Source organism: Aeribacillus sp. JST-2 (assembly GCF_056032925.1).
On sequence record NZ_JBVVUU010000013.1, the window covers coordinates 14,953 to 30,266 of the forward strand.

The window sequence follows — 15,314 nt, forward strand, 5'->3', positions numbered from 1 at the left end:
AAAAATTTCCCTTTGTTGGACAAACACGTGAAGTCAGGAATGTTGGTAATATATTCTCTTCTGTTCATTTTTAGAAACGTTGTATGGAACTTTACAAATTTCGGGTTCCGAATTATATTTATGATCATTGGTTCTTATTAATCCATTATCGCTGCAAAAAATGAACTAGGAAGGTGAGATATTTGGCAAGAGAACGGATTTGGACGAAAGTATTTATCAGTTTATTCTTAACGAACATGGCGGTGTTTTTAGTTTTTTACGGACTTGTGTCAACGTTGCCGCTTTATGTGAAAGGAGAGATGGGAAGGACTGATGATGAAGCGGGTTTGTTGATGAGCATCTTTCTGCTTTCGGCCATTGTCGTTCGCCCGTTTACAGGTATTTTGTTGGATCGGTTCGGCAAGCGGAAAATGTTGTGGATCAGTCTTTTCTTTTATTTGCTATGTACTATTTTGTATGCATTTATTCATTCATTTTATGGTCTTTTGCTGCTGCGCTTTTTCCAAGGTATTTGGTTTAGTGTTGCGACGACAGCAAGCGGTTCATTAGCTGCTGATCATGTCCCTGCACAGCGCCGGGGAGAGGGGCTTGGATACTATGCGATGTCTACAAATTTAGCGATCGTATTAGGGCCGTTTATTGCGCTGTTTTTCATCCAGGCGTATTCATTTCAAGTTTTATTTTACGCTTTGAGCATATTGATGGCTGCCGGATCTTTTTTTGCTCTAGCAATTCCATTGCAGCCCAAACATATAAAAGATAAGTCGATGTTGAAGATTTCGCTTAACAATTTGTTTGAAAAAAATGCTGTTCCGATTGCCTTGCTTGCATCACTTGTTGCATTTTCTTATTCAAGCGTTTTGTCCTATTTGTCAATCTATGCTCAACAAAAACACCTTTTAGCATGGTCCAGCACATTTTTTGTGCTGTTTGCCGCTGTCATGCTTCTGACAAGACCTTTTACAGGAAGGCTGTATGACCTTAAGGGACCAAAGTTTATTTTAATACCGGGGTTTTTTAGCTTTATGATCGGGTTTGGTTTATTGGCTTTTGTCAATTCGGTTGCTTTGTTTTTAGCTTCGGGGGTTTTTATTGGTTTTGGCTATGGAGCGATTGTACCGAGCCTGCAGACGCTTTGTGTGCAGTCGGCATTGCCGGAGAGAAGCGGCTATGCAACCGCTACTTATTTTACTTTTTTTGACATCGGCGTTGCAATCGGATCGTATTTGTTAGGGCTCGTTGCTTTAAAGTTCGGTTATCAACATGTATATTTGCTGGCCGGTGCGGTTATTTTAGTTGTTTTCTTCATTTATTATTTTGTTTCAGGCAAGAGCAAAATGCAGTTGGTTGCTATATCTGAAGCGGAAAAATCATAAGCCGTCACAATGGGTGGCGGCGTTTTTTTGTTTCACTGAAGATCAGGATGGAATTTTTGACACCGTTGTTCTCTATTGATAAAATTATCTCGAATTCAAAATATTTTCAGGAAAGCAAAGTTTTGAAAAAATATAGGAAAAAGGAGTATATAAAAATGATCCAAAAAACATCTGGTATTCATCATATAACTGCGATTGTCGGTCATCCTCAAGAAAATGTCGATTTTTACGCTGGAGTTCTTGGATTAAGATTAGTGAAAAAGACGGTGAACTTTGATGATCCGGGCACATACCACTTTTATTTTGGAAACAAAACCGGAAGCCCCGGAACGCTTATAACGTTCTTTCCATGGCCGGAAGCGTATCCTGGCCGAATTGGCAACGGGCAAGTCGGGACGACGGCCTACGCCATCCCAAAAGGTTCGATCAATTTTTGGCAGGAGCGATTGGAAGCTTTTCAAATTCCTTATACGACGGCAGATCGGTTTGGACAAACCTTTATACAGTTCAAAGACCCGCATGGCTTGAATTTGGAATTGGTGGAACAGGAAGAAGGCAGCTTGAATGATTGGGAATTTGGCGGAATCACAACAGATGTTGCAATTAAAGGATTTTTTGGAGCCACTTTGTTATCGGCTCAGCCTGAAAAAACTGCTCAATTGCTTGAAAATATTTTAGGTTTGCAGCCAATGGGGAAGGACGGAGGCTTTCTCCGATTCCGAACTGCAAGCGAAATCGGCAATATCATTGATTTGAAAACAACCCCATCGGGAAGAGGACGCATGGGTTCAGGTGTTGTTCATCATATTGCCTTTAGAGCAAAAGACGACGAAGAGCAAATGAATTGGAAAACTTTGTTGCATAGTGAAGGGTATGGTGTCACTCCAGTCCAAGACAGAAAATATTTTAATTCCATTTATTTCCGAGAACATGGTGAGATTTTGTTTGAAATTGCAACAGATCCTCCTGGTTTTTTAATTGATGAGCCGCTTGATAAACTTGGAGAAAAATTAAAGCTGCCGGAACAATATGAGAAATATCGTGATGAACTTGAAAAAGTTTTAATTCCAATCAATGTCCGCGAACTGAAAGCAAAGTAAATCCATTCTGCAAAGGAGAGGAAAAAATGAAGCACATTTTTCGAAAAGGAAAAGATTTGTCCAAACCAACGCTTTTATTGCTGCATGGAACAGGAGGAAATGAATATGACCTGTTGCCCCTTGCGGAAAGAATTGATGACCAAGCGTCTGTTTTAGGCGTGCGGGGGAATGTGTTGGAAAATGGTTTGCCTAGGTTTTTTAAAAGACTGGCGGAAGGCGTGTTTGACGAAGAAGATCTCGTTTTCCGCACAAAAGAATTGTATGAATTTTTGAACGATGCTGCTGAAACATATAAATTTGATCGGAAAAAGATCATCGCTATTGGTTATTCAAACGGAGCGAATATAGCTGCCAGTTTAATGTTTCATTATCAAGATACTTTTTCTGCTGCAATCTTGCACCATCCGATGGTGCCGCGGAGAGGAATTGAATTGCCTGATTTGACAAGTATGAACGTGTTTATTTCTGCAGGGAAAAACGATCCGATCTGTTCTCCTGAAGAGACGGTGGAATTGCATGACTTGCTGACAAACGCAAATGCAAAAGTTTATTTACATTGGGAAAGCGGTGGCCATCAGCTCACTAATACAGAAGTCGAAGCTGCTTTTGGGTGGTATCAAAAGCTTCAAAAAAACTGCCAATAAAAACATAAAAAAATGGATGAAGGGTATGTTAAATAGTATAAAATTGGTTTATTTATTGTTAACTGGAGGGTTTTATGTGGCAAATATAAAATTAGCAGTTATTTATTACAGCTCCACAGGAACAAATTATCAATTGGCGAAATGGGCAGAAGAAGGAGCGAAAGAGGCAGGAGCGGAAGTCAAAGTATTAAAAGTACGAGAATTAGCTCCACAGTCTGCCATTGATTCAAATCCTGCCTGGAAGGCGCATGTCGAAGCAACAAAAGAAGTACCGGAGGCGACTTTAGAGGATTTGGAATGGGCAGATGCGATCATTTTTAGTGTCCCTACTCGTTTTGGAAACGTACCATCGCAAATGAAGCAGTTTTTAGATACTACCGGCGGCCTTTGGGCTAATGGAAAACTAATCAATAAAGTCGTCAGCGCGATGTCGTCTGCTTCAAACAGTCACGGAGGACAGGAAGCAACGATATTATCGCTTTACACGACAATGTTTCATTGGGGGGCAATCGTTGCCGCACCTGGCTACACGGATGCTTCCGCATTTACATCTGGCGGGAATCCTTATGGGACAAGCGTAACAGTCGACCAAAACGGAAACATGATGGAAAATGTCAAAGATGCTGTCAAACATCAAGCAAAGCGGACAGTGGCCATTGCCGAATGGGTGAAAAAAGGAAATGAGTAATGAAGGCAGGCTAATCGGTCAACGGCCGATTAGCTTTTTTTAATTGTTATTGTTGGTCAATTGTTTACATTACTCTGAACCAAAACCTAATCTTTTGATGTAATTTTTCCGCTTTCGGACGGTGCTGATTGATAAAATAATTCGAGAGCTTTTTGATATCCTGAAAAGATTTCGTTTGCAGGAGAAATCCTTTTTATATGGATTCGACTATAAAAAAATCCGTCTTTATCCAAAAGTCTTCGTAGAAAACGTATTTAATAGAAAATGCCGGCCATAAAACGAATTCAATTAAATTTTTCTTTTTTTGAATGAAATCCATTATCGAATACCCCATTTAACTCTAATTAATATTTATACAAGACTTCTGTTTTAACTTGTTTGCAACATTTTTTCTAAACGAGCCGTTTTTTCAAAGCATACAAGTTCCGCTAAATTTCATTGTTCGTAAGCGGCTGAACAAATTTGGGCTGAAAGAGAGCTTTATACGAACTATGGAAAAGACTTTTCTTCAATTTACACACTTCTTTTTTTGATATAATAGCTACGGAAGAGGAGTGGTCAAAAAATGAAGCGTGTATGTGTTTTTGCCGGTTCAAATACAGGGTCAAAACCGCAGTATAAAGAAGCCGCCATTAAACTTGGGAGGGAATTGGTAAAAAATAAATTGGAACTTGTTTATGGCGGTTCAAAAATCGGGTTGATGGGGGTAATCGCCAACACCGTGTTAGATTTAGGTGGTCGTGTGACAGGAGTCATGCCGACCAATTTGTTTCGTGGAGAAGTCGTCCATCAACATCTTACAAACTTTTATGAAGTAAAGGATATGCATGAAAGAAAAGCGAAAATGGGTGAACTATCCGATGCGTTTATAGCTCTTCCTGGTGGTTATGGAACGTTTGAAGAAATTTTTGAAGCCGTAAGTTGGGGACAACTTGGCATTCACCAGAAGCCCGTTGCGCTTTTAAATGTGGAAGGATACTATTCACCGCTTATCCAAATGATCGAAAATGCTGTTGAAGGAGGCTTTATGCCTGAAAATCATAAAGAATTTCTAATTTATGAAAGCAATCCTTCAATTCTGCTTGAGAGACTTCGTTCATATAAACCGCCGTTGAAAACGAATAAGTGGAAGGAACTTGATTTGTAAGTGCTTAACGTATGCAAACAACAGCTTGTCATATAAAGGGCAAGCTGTTGTTCATTTGAGGTTAATAGAGCTGATCGAGAGATTTTATTCGTTTTTCCAATTGTTGGAGAGAAAAACTGAATTGATCACTTCTGTTCAACTCTTTTCCCGTATAATTCAAATGCAGCGGTTCGCCGAACGTTACGATTGCTTTTTTGCCGCTGAATAGCTCCTTGATATTTTTTGGCCCATGATAGCTTGCAGGCAGGATTGGAACATCCGCCTTCAAGGCAATGGTGACGGCCCCTCTCTTTAAAGGCACTTCTCCATCTGTTCTCGTACCGCTAGGGAAAATACCTACTACTTTATGTTCTTTTAGCAGTTTCATTGGAGTTTTTAAAGCGCTTGGTCCGGGATTTTCCCGATTTACCGGAAAAGCGTTCAGTTTTCTTAAAAACCATTTAACTGGCGTCGACTGAAAAAGTTCTTTTTTAGCCATGTAGTGAACTTGTGTTGGGTATAACGCAGCTGCAAGCATCACAACATCCAGCCAGCTGCGGTGTGTACAGGTAACGATAAAATGTTGATTTGCTGGAATATGCTGTTTCCCTCTGACTTCCAGCAGTCGAAAAAGATGAAGAATAAAGAGCACAATTTTCCCCGCTAGATGATAGAACATAATGACACCCCTGCGTAATCGTAAGATTTGCAGAATATTTTCATTTATCTTTATATCCTTTTTCTGTCCTCCGTATTAAGACAGATCGGTGTACGGTTCCCATCCCACATTGGAAAGAATGGGGAACGCCGCTCATTCAAAGATAAATAAAAGATTGAGAAAAGATATAAATAATATTTATTATGTGAGCCAATATCTTTTATGAAAGAGGCCATCAGTGGTTAATCGGCGCAGGCAAAATGGCCCCAAAGGTGGGGCGGTTTCAATGGATCGAACGATAAAGTCCGATCACCTTGCCAAGGATTGTGACATTTTTTAAAATGATTGGCTCCATTGTTGAGTTTTCAGGCTGCAAACGTATGAAATCTTTTTCTTTGAAAAACCTTTTAACCGTCGCTTCGTTTTCCTCTGTCAACGCTACTACAATATCACCATTATTGGCAGTTTGTTGCTGCCTTACGATGACTAAATCCCCATCCAATATTCCCGCTTCAATCATGCTTTCTCCGACAACTTCCAGCATGAAAATTTGATCGTCGCTTGCAGCAAAGTGATCGGGAAGAGGAAAATATTCCTCAATGTTTTCAACGGCTGTGATCGGAAGCCCTGCGGTGACTTTACCGATAATCGGCACATTGATCACTTTGTTCGCCATCGAACGGCTATTGTCCTCGTCCAAAATTTCAATCGCTCTGGGCTTTGTAGGATCCCTGCGAATGAGCCCTTTGCTTTCCAGCCTTTCCAAATGACCGTGGACCGTTGAACTGGAAGCCAAGCCTACAGCTTCTCCAATTTCTCTTACGGAAGGCGGATATCCTTTCTTTCGCACTTCTTCTTTAATAAAATTCAAAATATCTTGTTGTCTTTTTGACAATTTGGTTGACATAACAAGCACCTCAGTTATATCTAATTTGTGCTGATTATAGCATGTTTTTCCTTAAAAAGCAAACATAAGTTCGAAATGGCTGTTGACAGAAACGTTTGTTCTCATTTATACTGAAAGCAACGAAATGCGAACAAACATTCTGTATAAGGAGGATACGTGCATGAACAAGCTTACGTTTTCTTATATTTTTTCTTTTTTTGTCGTTCTGGCTGCTTGCATTTTAGCTCTATCTTATACGGGGGAAAAAGAAAAACTTGACGGCTATATGAGAGTGGTGATTCAAGAAGGAGACAGTTTATGGAAAATTGCGGATGAATATAAAGATTATGATCATTTATCGCATTCGGATTTTGTTCAATGGGTTCAAGAAAAAAACGACTTGCAGACGCTGGTTGTCAAACCTGGTGAAACGATCGTGATACCGGTTGAAAAAACGAAATTTGACAATGCTAACTATTTAGCCAATCAATAATTTTAATTATTGTAAGGGGTACGGTTATGAGAGCTGTTATTTATTCAAGGGTGAGCACGGTGAAGGAGGAGCAGGAAACCTCATTAAAACGGCAGCAGGAAGAATTGCTGCGATTGGCAGCCCTTTATGAAATGGACGTAATCGAAATGATCGAAGAAAAAGCCAGCGGTTATGACATTGAGAGGGAGGGAGTGTTTAAGCTTTTCCAAGCTGTGAAGGAGAAAAAAATTGATGCTGTTTTAGTACAGGATGAAACGCGCATTGGCAGGGGAAATGCCAAAATTGCAATCATTCATTATTTATTGAAGCAAGGCGTTAAAATTTACACGATTGCCCACCGAGGGGAATTGGAATTATCAGAAGCAGATTCGATGGTGCTTGAAATTGTCGGCATCGTTGAGGAATACCAAAGAAAAATACATAATATGAAAATTAAGCGCGGAATGAAAAAAGCTGTGGAAAACGGATATCGTCCTGAAAAAAATTTACGACATCATAACGGTTCGTTTGAAAGAAAGAAAAAAGAGGTTCCGATTGAGGAGATCGTCCGTTTGCGAAAAAATAAGCTAACGTTTGCTGAGATTACTTCAATTTTAAGAGGATTAGGATACGATGTTTCAAAAGCTACCATCCATCGGCGGTATCAAGAATATGAAAAAGAGAGAAAATAGAAACATGAACAATATTGTTGTCATCCTTCATTACATTTAGTATGATAAAGAAGGCATGGCAAAAATAAATGAGGGGTCTATGTATGCTTTCAAGAGAAAAAATTGACCGTATTAATGAACTATCGAAAAAGTCAAAACGAGAGGGATTGACAAGAGAAGAATATGTTGAACAGCAGGCGTTAAGAAATCAATACTTAGAAGCTTTTCGCCAAAATTTTAAAAACACTTTAAAAAATGTAACAATTATTGATCCTACCGGAAAAGATGTGACGCCGGAAAAACTGAAAAGACTTAAAAACAAACATCTGCATTGAAAAGATAAAAGGATCATTTTCCAAATATGAAAGTTATCCATTGTAAATGTACACATGAATGGTATGTCATGTTTTGATAACAAAGAAGAAAGGATGATATCCGGATGACATCTACGATTCAAGATTTATCCATTACCACAATCCGTACCTTATCCATCGATGCAATTGAGAAAGCGAATTCTGGCCATCCAGGAATGCCAATGGGCGCTGCACCGATGGCTTATACATTATGGACGAAATTTATGAACCACAACCCGGAAAATCCAAAATGGTTTAATCGCGACCGATTTGTTTTGTCAGCTGGACATGGTTCAATGCTTCTATACAGTTTATTGCACCTGTCAGGATATGATGTAACAATGGATGATTTAAAATCATTCCGTCAATGGGGAAGCAAAACACCTGGTCATCCTGAATACGGGCATACGCCGGGCGTTGATGCCACAACAGGTCCATTAGGACAGGGGATTGCGATGGCTGTAGGCATGGCGATGGCGGAACGTCATCTTGCAGCAAAATATAATAAAGAAGGATATAATATTGTCGATCATTTTACATACGTTATTTGCGGTGACGGCGATTTAATGGAAGGCATTTCATCTGAAGCAGCTTCCTTAGCAGGGCATTTGAAGCTGGGACGCCTCATCGTTTTATATGATTCGAACGACATTTCATTAGATGGCGATTTGAACAAATCTTTCTCCGAAAATGTTGAACAACGTTTCCAAGCAAAAGGCTGGCAAGTTATTCGGGTAGAAGATGGCAATAACGTGGAGGAGATCGCAAAAGCAATAGAAATAGCAAAAGCGGAAGAAAATCGCCCGACTTTGATTGAAGTAAAAACAACGATCGGTTACGGATCACCGAATAAAGGAGGAACTTCTTCCGTACATGGTTCACCATTAGGAGCAGAAGAAACAAAACTCGTGAAGGAAGCATATTCATGGACTTTTGAAGATGATTTTTATGTTCCTAAAGAAGTATATGAACATTTTGAAGCGACCGTAAAAGAGGCTGGAAAACAAAAGGAAAAAGAATGGAACGACCTATTTGCGAAATATGAAGCCAATTATCCAGAACTGGCAAAAGAATTAAAGTTAGCCATCAGTGGCGAATTACCTGAAAATTGGGATCAATCGCTTCCGGTATATGAAGAAGGCAAAAGCATTGCAACACGTTCTTCCTCCGGAGAAGTGATTAATGCCATTGCAAAAAATGTTCCTTATTTCTTCGGCGGTTCAGCAGATCTGGCAGGTTCCAATAAAACAACGATTAAAAATGGAGGGGATTTTTCAGTTGAAAATTATGGCGGACGCAACATCTGGTTTGGTGTGCGCGAATTTGCGATGGGTGCTGCTTTAAACGGAATGGCTCTCCATGGCGGATTGCGTGTGTTTGGTGGTACGTTCTTCGTGTTCTCTGATTATTTGCGTCCGGCTATTCGACTGGCAGCATTAATGAAACTCCCTGTTACATATGTGTTTACCCACGACAGTATTGCGGTTGGTGAAGACGGTCCGACACATGAGCCGATTGAACAGCTAGCTTCTTTAAGAGCAATGCCTAACCTCTCAGTGATTCGGCCTGCTGACGGAAATGAATCAAGAGCAGCATGGAAGGAAGCGCTGCAATCTGAATCAAAACCGACTGCACTCGTTTTAACACGTCAAAATTTAAAAACGATTAAGGGAACGGATCAGTTGGCAGAAGAAGGAGTAAAAAGAGGAGCTTACGTTATTTCGCCGGCAAAATCCGACCATCCACAAGCTCTTCTGTTGGCTTCCGGTTCAGAAGTTGGACTGGCAATTGAAGCTCAAAAAGCGCTAGCGTCAGAAGGAATAGATGTCCAAGTTGTCAGCATGCCGTCATGGGATCGCTTTGAAGAACAGCCGGAGGAGTATAAAAATGAAGTTATTCCTAAACATGTGAAAAAACGTGTAGCGATTGAGATGGCTTCTCCATTTGGCTGGGAAAGATATGTTGGCGACGAAGGAAAAATTTTAGGAATCAATCAATTTGGCGCTTCGGCTCCAGAAAATAAAATTTTGAAAGAATATGGATTCACAGTTGAAAATGTTGTACAAAAAGTAAAAGAATTCATTCGCCAATAAACGACAAAATTAGTGCCTCATTTTGCCGCCATCAGACAAACCTTTTATGATCTATCCTATATAATGACTAAAAGGTATGTTTAGAATGAGGTGAGCAAATGAGGCACTTTTTTTTGTATATCATAAAAAAAGAGTTTGCAGAGCATTATTATCAAAGAGAAGCTAAAATTTTCCAATTGTTTCAGGAGTATCAATGGACAAGCCGTCAACACCCAAGTTTTAAACAATTGGAAAAACAAGTTCACTATGTGACGAAAAAAATTCCCTTCCATTATGTGGACCTGTTTTTGGAATCGTATTTATCACATCGTAGTGATTATCAGCATGTAACGCCAATCCATACCATTCAATTGAAAAATTATCAAGGGAGCGCTTCCGTTGTTTTGAAAGAACGCCTGATTGAACTTGTTTCCACGGGAAATATTGATGCAGAAATCATTTTTTTTGAAGCGCTGCGAAAAATCAATTCGCATTTTTTCGCCATGGATTTTGCGAATGAGCGTTTTGGATGGCTGCATCCGATTAAAGATAGAAATTTTGTTAAAAACAGCGGAAAATAATCAACAAATGTTGTATAATATCGAATGGTTTAGTACACTGTTACATAGACAACATGAAGGAGGAAAGACAATGGAACTTTGGTTGGCGATCGTAATCGCTGTACTGGCTCTTATTGCCGGTGTGGCGTTAGGTTTTTTTATCGCACGAAAATATATGATGAATTATTTGAAGAAAAATCCGCCTATTAATGAACAAATGCTGAAAATGATGATGATGCAAATGGGCATGAAGCCGTCGCAAAAGAAAATCAATCAAATGATGAAAGTGATGCAAAATCAGTTGAAATAAATGTTTCGGGACACGCGTCAGCGTGTCTTTTATCATGAATTTGCAGCAGAAACCTGCGCAAAAGGGTTAGCGGAAGCTGGTTTTGATTATTGGATAAAAAATTGTAAAAAATGCATGAATGTGTTGAAAAGAATGTTTGCTAAAATAGACTGGAAAGGATACGTTGAAAGGTGTGGGCTTGATGCCGGAAATCAATCTTTTTCTTGCCTTTGGGGCAGGTTTTTTATCATTTATTTCGCCGTGCTGCTTGCCGTTATATCCTGCTTTTTTATCATATATTACAGGCGTATCAGTAAATGAAATAAAAAATGAAAACGCTATGATGCAAAAAAGAAGTTTATTACATACATTGTTCTTTTTGCTCGGCTTTTCGATCATATTTATAGCGATTGGATTCGGAACCTCGCTGATTGGCAGTTTTTTTATAAATTATCAAGATTTAATCCGCCAGCTTGGGGCGATTTTCATTATTTTTTTCGGGCTTGTCATATTGGGTGTATTTAAACCGGAAATGTTATTAAAAGAAAGAAGAATTGAATTCAAAAACCGTCCAGCGGGCTACATCGGCTCCATTTTGATCGGCATGGCGTTTGCTGCAGGTTGGACGCCTTGCACAGGTCCCATTTTAATGGTTGTCATTGGCCTCGCTGCCACTGACCCGGGTTCTGGAGTTCTCTATATGACAGCTTATACGTTAGGTTTTGCCATTCCTTTTTTCATTCTTTCCTTTTTTTTAGGCCGCCTTGGCTGGGTCAAAAAACATAATGTCGCTATTTTGAAAATTGGTGGAGCTGTCATGATTTTGATGGGAGTTTTACTGTTTTTTGACTGGATGACGAAAATTATTGTTTTCTTTACAAACATTTTCGGAGGATTTACTGGATTTTAAAATTTATGTACTTTTTTTCTGAAAAGATAGTATAATATCTTTGGATTTTAGTTCCTATGCGGGTTATGGGGTGGGGTTATGGTAAAAACGCTGATCATTGATGATGCAAAATTTTTAAGGGAAACTTTAAAAGAAATTTTAAAAAACAATCAAATCGAAGTTGTGGGTGAAGGTGAAAACGGGATTCAAGCGGTTGAACTATACAAACAGCTGCAACCGGATCTGGTCATTATGGATATTACCATGCCGGAAATGAACGGAATTGAAGCGATTTCAGAGATCAAATCGGAATTTTCTGATGCGAAAATTATTATTTGTTCCGCGTTAGGCCAGCAAAAAAGAGTTATCGAAGCGATAGAAGCTGGAGCAGCTGATTTTATTACGAAACCGTTTGATGAAGACCGTGTGATTGAGGCCATTCAGCGCGTCATGAAATAAACGCTTCCTTTTCAACCTTTTTTTATATATGATAAAATGGAAGTTGAAAAGATAAAGGATGATTATTCATGGTGGTTTGGTCTTCCATTGCTGCAGTAATGATGGGGCTTCTTGCAATTTTTATCAGGACAAAAGCTGCACAAAAACCTGCTACGGCCAAAAAAATTATTTTGCCGCCTATTTTTATGAGCACAGGTGCACTTATGTACTTATTTCCGCCATTTCGCATTACGCCGATGGAAATTTTTGAGGCCTTGGCCGTCGGCTTTATTTTCTCGATTTTTTTAATTAAAACGTCAACTTTTGAAGTGCGCGGCAAAGAAATCTATTTAAAAAGATCAAAGGCATTTGTCTTTATTCTGTTTGGGTTATTGTTCATAAGAATAATATTGAAATCCTATTTAAGCTCAACGATTGATGTTGGAGAACTAAGCGGCATGTTTTTCCTTTTAGCTTTTGGCATGATAGTTCCTTGGCGAATTGCCATGTTTATCACTTATAAGAAGCTTAAAAATGAACTTTGATCCTGTAATTGTTATGGGGCTTTCCAAAAAAGAGCGGCTGCATTTTATCAATTATCATTTTGTATTTAAAAAACGGTGAAAGGAACGTTCATAACATTTTCCAACGCTTACACTTGTTTTTTTAAAGAAAAACTGGTAATATTAATTATTGTTGTATATCGGTCACATGTAACTGATGCGATCAGGCATGGTGGTAATTTCAAAGGATTTCATTCCTTTACGTTACCCCATGCTTTTTTTATATAATGATTATACAAAAAACATTACAAATATTGGAGGTTTTACAATGTTGAACTTTTTTAAAAAGAAGAAAAAAGAAGTAAACATTTATGCACCATTAAATGGAGAAATCATTCCGTTGGAAAAAGTTCCAGATCCTGTTTTCAGTCAAAAAATGATGGGGGAAGGAATCGCTATGATTCCAACAAACGGCCATGTTCATGCCCCTGTTGATGGAACAATCATACAAATAGCCCGGACAAAACATGCTGTTGGCATTCTTGCTGAAGATGGTTCGGAAATATTGATCCACATTGGGCTGGAAACCGTTGCACTAGATGGAGAGGGCTTTCGCGTTGCTGTCAAGAAAGGTGATAAAGTTTCGGTAGGCGATTTGTTGATTGAAGTTGATTGGGATTATATAAAGGAGCATGCGAAAAGCGCCGTCACACCGATTGTGATTACAAACAGCTCCGAAAGCAAGAAACAATATGTTCCTACTGAAGAAACAGTGGGGATTCAAGGAAAAACCGTCATTATGACATCCTCTGGAAAATGAAACACTGTTAGTATAAGAGGATAGCTTTAAATGAAAATATTAAATATTCTTAACAATAATGCCGTGATTGTGCTGACGATCAGCTGGAAAAAGAACTCGGTACAGCTTACAGCAAAAGGAAAAACGATGTCATCAACAGTTATTTGCCGAACAAATTGAAAAAATTAGAAATAAATTATAGGTTGAAGGGAGAATTTGCAAATCGAGACGATAAACAAATTGTTTAAGAAAAATGTTTGTTCAGATGCGGTGTGAAGCAAACGTGTTCGGCGGTTTCCGCGATCATCGTTTGAAAAAATCCACATTTTCAATCGGATTTGATTGACGCAGCTAACAAACAGCCCAAAACAAGCCGTTTGTATCTGCTGCTTCAAGCAACAGAAAAGAGGCTGTCTGAAAAGCCCATTTTAGTTTCACATGTTTCCAAATAAAAGACCAAAGAATGTTAATTTAACAGCATTCTTTGGTCTTACTTTTTTTATGATTGGGCTGAAAAAAACGTTTTTCGGATAACCCCTTTTCCCATTTTGCAAGGCTAGACAGCCTATCAGTTCTGAATATATGGTTATGATTTAAAAAAGAGCTTCATACTGTGAGTAATCTATGTTTTTTTCTTTTAATCGTTTTATCAGAAATTTATGATCACGTTTTGGAGTTGCCATAATATAACCTCGGATCACTAAGTCTTGAGTGATTGCTGAAGCCTTTTCCTCTAATGCCAGCTGGCCAATTTTAGCAGCAATTTTTTGTCTTGCCACGTCGCGAAAAAGTTCCGGAACGGGGTGCACCAACTCTTCCAAAAGTTGTTTTTGTTCATCAGACCATAAATGGCGGGTTTGCTGAATATAATATTCCTCCCAATCAAGTTCTGATTTGCCATCCGCTTTTGGCAATCTTTTCAAAAATTTGCGAAACATAAAAAAACCGCCGATTGAAAGCATCGTGATCAAAAAAACAACCCAAAGCAAAATAAACCATAAAAACCAGCCTTCAAGCATTTTTTTACCCCCATCTTCTGAATGTCAAGCACAGATGGATTTTTGTATAAGAAATCAGATGAAAGCTGTCAAGGATTGATCGATTCATAAGCATCTATCAACTCAACAACCGCGCGTCTGACAGCTTCGATTTTCTTTTTATGGCGTCCGATCGAAAAACAATCATTAATTTCAGCAAATACTTGATATTCTATCGCATCCCTGTAAATGCTAATTTTAATATCGCCGGATTTGGACGGATAGAAAACCATTTCATATAAACGTCCGTTCATAATCTCCTCCATAACGAACAAATTTCTTTATAAAATATATGTAACAAAAAATACATCCGTAAAATTCTGTTTATACTATTTTATGATAGATTCAAGGGTAAATTCAATCATTACCCAACAACTTTTTAAAAATGGAATATTTTTAGTAAAACATTGTTCTAAATGAAAAATATAAAAATAGTATAATAACCGATTTTTAGGAGGTTTTGAATAAAAACGCTGCCTTCATATGTTTCAAGGCAGCGTGCGTTTTCTTTTGTATTTTTACAGATCATGTGATTTGTTGTGTGTTTGCCGGGAGTGATTTTGATTTTTCGTTTTTTTCGAACCGGACAAAGGCTCTGGTTGTCCTGATTTCCCTTCATTGGACAATACATTCTGCTTTTTTTGCGGATTCACACGTTTTCCTCCTTCTGCAGTATTTGAGGTGCTTGCAAAATTTCATTCATTATTTTTCCTTATTTTTATCGAGTTATGAGGAACAGTATGATTGCGAATG

General features: G+C 38.6%; 21 protein-coding genes. 16 read left to right on the plus strand and 5 right to left on the minus strand.

Features of this window, described 5'->3' with window-relative positions:
• Positions 1-182 precede the first annotated feature (182 nt).
• From AC0KTX_RS08800 to AC0KTX_RS08820, 5 genes are all read left to right on the plus strand, one after another.
• Positions 183-1,376 (plus strand): MFS transporter, encoded by a 1,194-nt coding sequence (locus AC0KTX_RS08800; protein ID WP_474251850.1) that lies wholly within the window; start codon positions 183-185, stop codon positions 1,374-1,376.
• Between the two features lie 155 nt (positions 1,377-1,531).
• A complete protein-coding gene (locus tag AC0KTX_RS08805) occupies positions 1,532-2,476 on the plus strand; it encodes a ring-cleaving dioxygenase (RefSeq protein WP_474251851.1) in 945 nt (314 codons plus the stop codon).
• 26 nt (positions 2,477-2,502) lie between these two features.
• Positions 2,503-3,120 (plus strand): alpha/beta hydrolase, encoded by a 618-nt coding sequence (locus tag AC0KTX_RS08810; RefSeq protein ID WP_474251852.1) that lies wholly within the window; start codon positions 2,503-2,505, stop codon positions 3,118-3,120.
• Between the two features lie 76 nt (positions 3,121-3,196).
• Positions 3,197-3,808 (plus strand): NAD(P)H:quinone oxidoreductase, encoded by a 612-nt coding sequence (gene wrbA, locus AC0KTX_RS08815; RefSeq protein ID WP_474251853.1) that lies wholly within the window; start codon positions 3,197-3,199, stop codon positions 3,806-3,808.
• 565 nt (positions 3,809-4,373) lie between these two features.
• A complete protein-coding gene (locus tag AC0KTX_RS08820; RefSeq protein WP_474251854.1) occupies positions 4,374-4,955 on the plus strand; it encodes an LOG family protein in 582 nt (193 codons plus the stop codon).
• A gap of 61 nt (positions 4,956-5,016) precedes the next feature.
• Here the strand turns inward: AC0KTX_RS08820 and AC0KTX_RS08825 are convergent, their stop codons facing one another.
• Together AC0KTX_RS08825 and lexA are read right to left on the minus strand one after the other, a co-directional pair.
• Complete coding sequence (locus AC0KTX_RS08825) at positions 5,017-5,613, minus strand: lysophospholipid acyltransferase family protein (RefSeq protein WP_474251855.1); 597 nt, start codon at positions 5,611-5,613, stop codon at positions 5,017-5,019.
• Positions 5,614-5,875: 262 nt separating this feature from the next.
• Entirely contained in the window at positions 5,876-6,499 is a 624-nt protein-coding gene (gene lexA, locus AC0KTX_RS08830) for a transcriptional repressor LexA (RefSeq protein WP_474251856.1), read from the minus strand.
• A gap of 160 nt (positions 6,500-6,659) precedes the next feature.
• On the opposite strand from lexA, the gene yneA reads away from it, so the two are divergent.
• From yneA to AC0KTX_RS08885, 11 genes are all read left to right on the plus strand, one after another.
• On the plus strand, positions 6,660-6,971 hold the full coding sequence (yneA, locus tag AC0KTX_RS08835) for a cell division suppressor protein YneA (protein WP_474251857.1): 312 nt from the start codon (positions 6,660-6,662) through the stop codon (positions 6,969-6,971).
• 26 nt (positions 6,972-6,997) lie between these two features.
• Positions 6,998-7,642, plus strand: coding sequence for a YneB family resolvase-like protein (locus AC0KTX_RS08840; protein ID WP_474251858.1), 645 nt, complete (start codon positions 6,998-7,000; stop codon positions 7,640-7,642).
• Positions 7,643-7,725: 83 nt separating this feature from the next.
• The gene (locus AC0KTX_RS08845) at positions 7,726-7,956 is read left to right on the plus strand and encodes a DUF896 domain-containing protein (protein WP_474251859.1); all 231 of its coding nucleotides are present in this window, start codon (positions 7,726-7,728) and stop codon (positions 7,954-7,956) included.
• A gap of 104 nt (positions 7,957-8,060) precedes the next feature.
• Positions 8,061-10,067 carry a transketolase gene (gene tkt / locus AC0KTX_RS08850; protein ID WP_474251860.1) on the plus strand — a complete coding sequence of 669 codons (2,007 nt, stop codon included), beginning with the start codon at positions 8,061-8,063 and terminating at the stop codon, positions 10,065-10,067.
• Between the two features lie 98 nt (positions 10,068-10,165).
• Positions 10,166-10,627, plus strand: a complete 462-nt coding sequence (sirA, locus tag AC0KTX_RS08855; RefSeq protein ID WP_474251861.1) for a sporulation inhibitor of replication protein SirA — start codon at positions 10,166-10,168, stop codon at positions 10,625-10,627.
• A gap of 70 nt (positions 10,628-10,697) precedes the next feature.
• Positions 10,698-10,916, plus strand: coding sequence for a YneF family protein (locus tag AC0KTX_RS08860; RefSeq protein ID WP_474251862.1), 219 nt, complete (start codon positions 10,698-10,700; stop codon positions 10,914-10,916).
• 181 nt (positions 10,917-11,097) lie between these two features.
• Positions 11,098-11,805, plus strand: coding sequence for a cytochrome c biogenesis CcdA family protein (locus tag AC0KTX_RS08865; protein ID WP_474251863.1), 708 nt, complete (start codon positions 11,098-11,100; stop codon positions 11,803-11,805).
• 78 nt (positions 11,806-11,883) lie between these two features.
• Positions 11,884-12,243, plus strand: coding sequence for a response regulator (locus AC0KTX_RS08870; RefSeq protein ID WP_474251864.1), 360 nt, complete (start codon positions 11,884-11,886; stop codon positions 12,241-12,243).
• A gap of 68 nt (positions 12,244-12,311) precedes the next feature.
• Complete coding sequence (locus AC0KTX_RS08875; RefSeq protein ID WP_474251865.1) at positions 12,312-12,767, plus strand: CcdC family protein; 456 nt, start codon at positions 12,312-12,314, stop codon at positions 12,765-12,767.
• A 286-nt stretch (positions 12,768-13,053) separates the two neighbouring features.
• Positions 13,054-13,545, plus strand: coding sequence for a PTS sugar transporter subunit IIA (locus AC0KTX_RS08880; RefSeq protein WP_474251866.1), 492 nt, complete (start codon positions 13,054-13,056; stop codon positions 13,543-13,545).
• A 30-nt stretch (positions 13,546-13,575) separates the two neighbouring features.
• Positions 13,576-13,704, plus strand: coding sequence for a hypothetical protein (locus AC0KTX_RS08885; RefSeq protein ID WP_474251867.1), 129 nt, complete (start codon positions 13,576-13,578; stop codon positions 13,702-13,704).
• A gap of 413 nt (positions 13,705-14,117) precedes the next feature.
• On the opposite strand, the gene AC0KTX_RS08890 is transcribed toward AC0KTX_RS08885, so the two are convergent.
• From AC0KTX_RS08890 to AC0KTX_RS08900, 3 genes are all read right to left on the minus strand, one after another.
• Positions 14,118-14,543 carry a DUF2621 domain-containing protein gene (locus AC0KTX_RS08890; RefSeq protein WP_474251868.1) on the minus strand — a complete coding sequence of 142 codons (426 nt, stop codon included), beginning with the start codon at positions 14,541-14,543 and terminating at the stop codon, positions 14,118-14,120.
• Positions 14,544-14,611: 68 nt separating this feature from the next.
• The gene (locus AC0KTX_RS08895) at positions 14,612-14,815 is read right to left on the minus strand and encodes a hypothetical protein (RefSeq protein WP_474251869.1); all 204 of its coding nucleotides are present in this window, start codon (positions 14,813-14,815) and stop codon (positions 14,612-14,614) included.
• A gap of 264 nt (positions 14,816-15,079) precedes the next feature.
• Entirely contained in the window at positions 15,080-15,214 is a 135-nt protein-coding gene (locus AC0KTX_RS08900) for a small acid-soluble spore protein P (protein WP_474251870.1), read from the minus strand.
• Between the last annotated feature and the right edge of the window lie 100 nt (positions 15,215-15,314).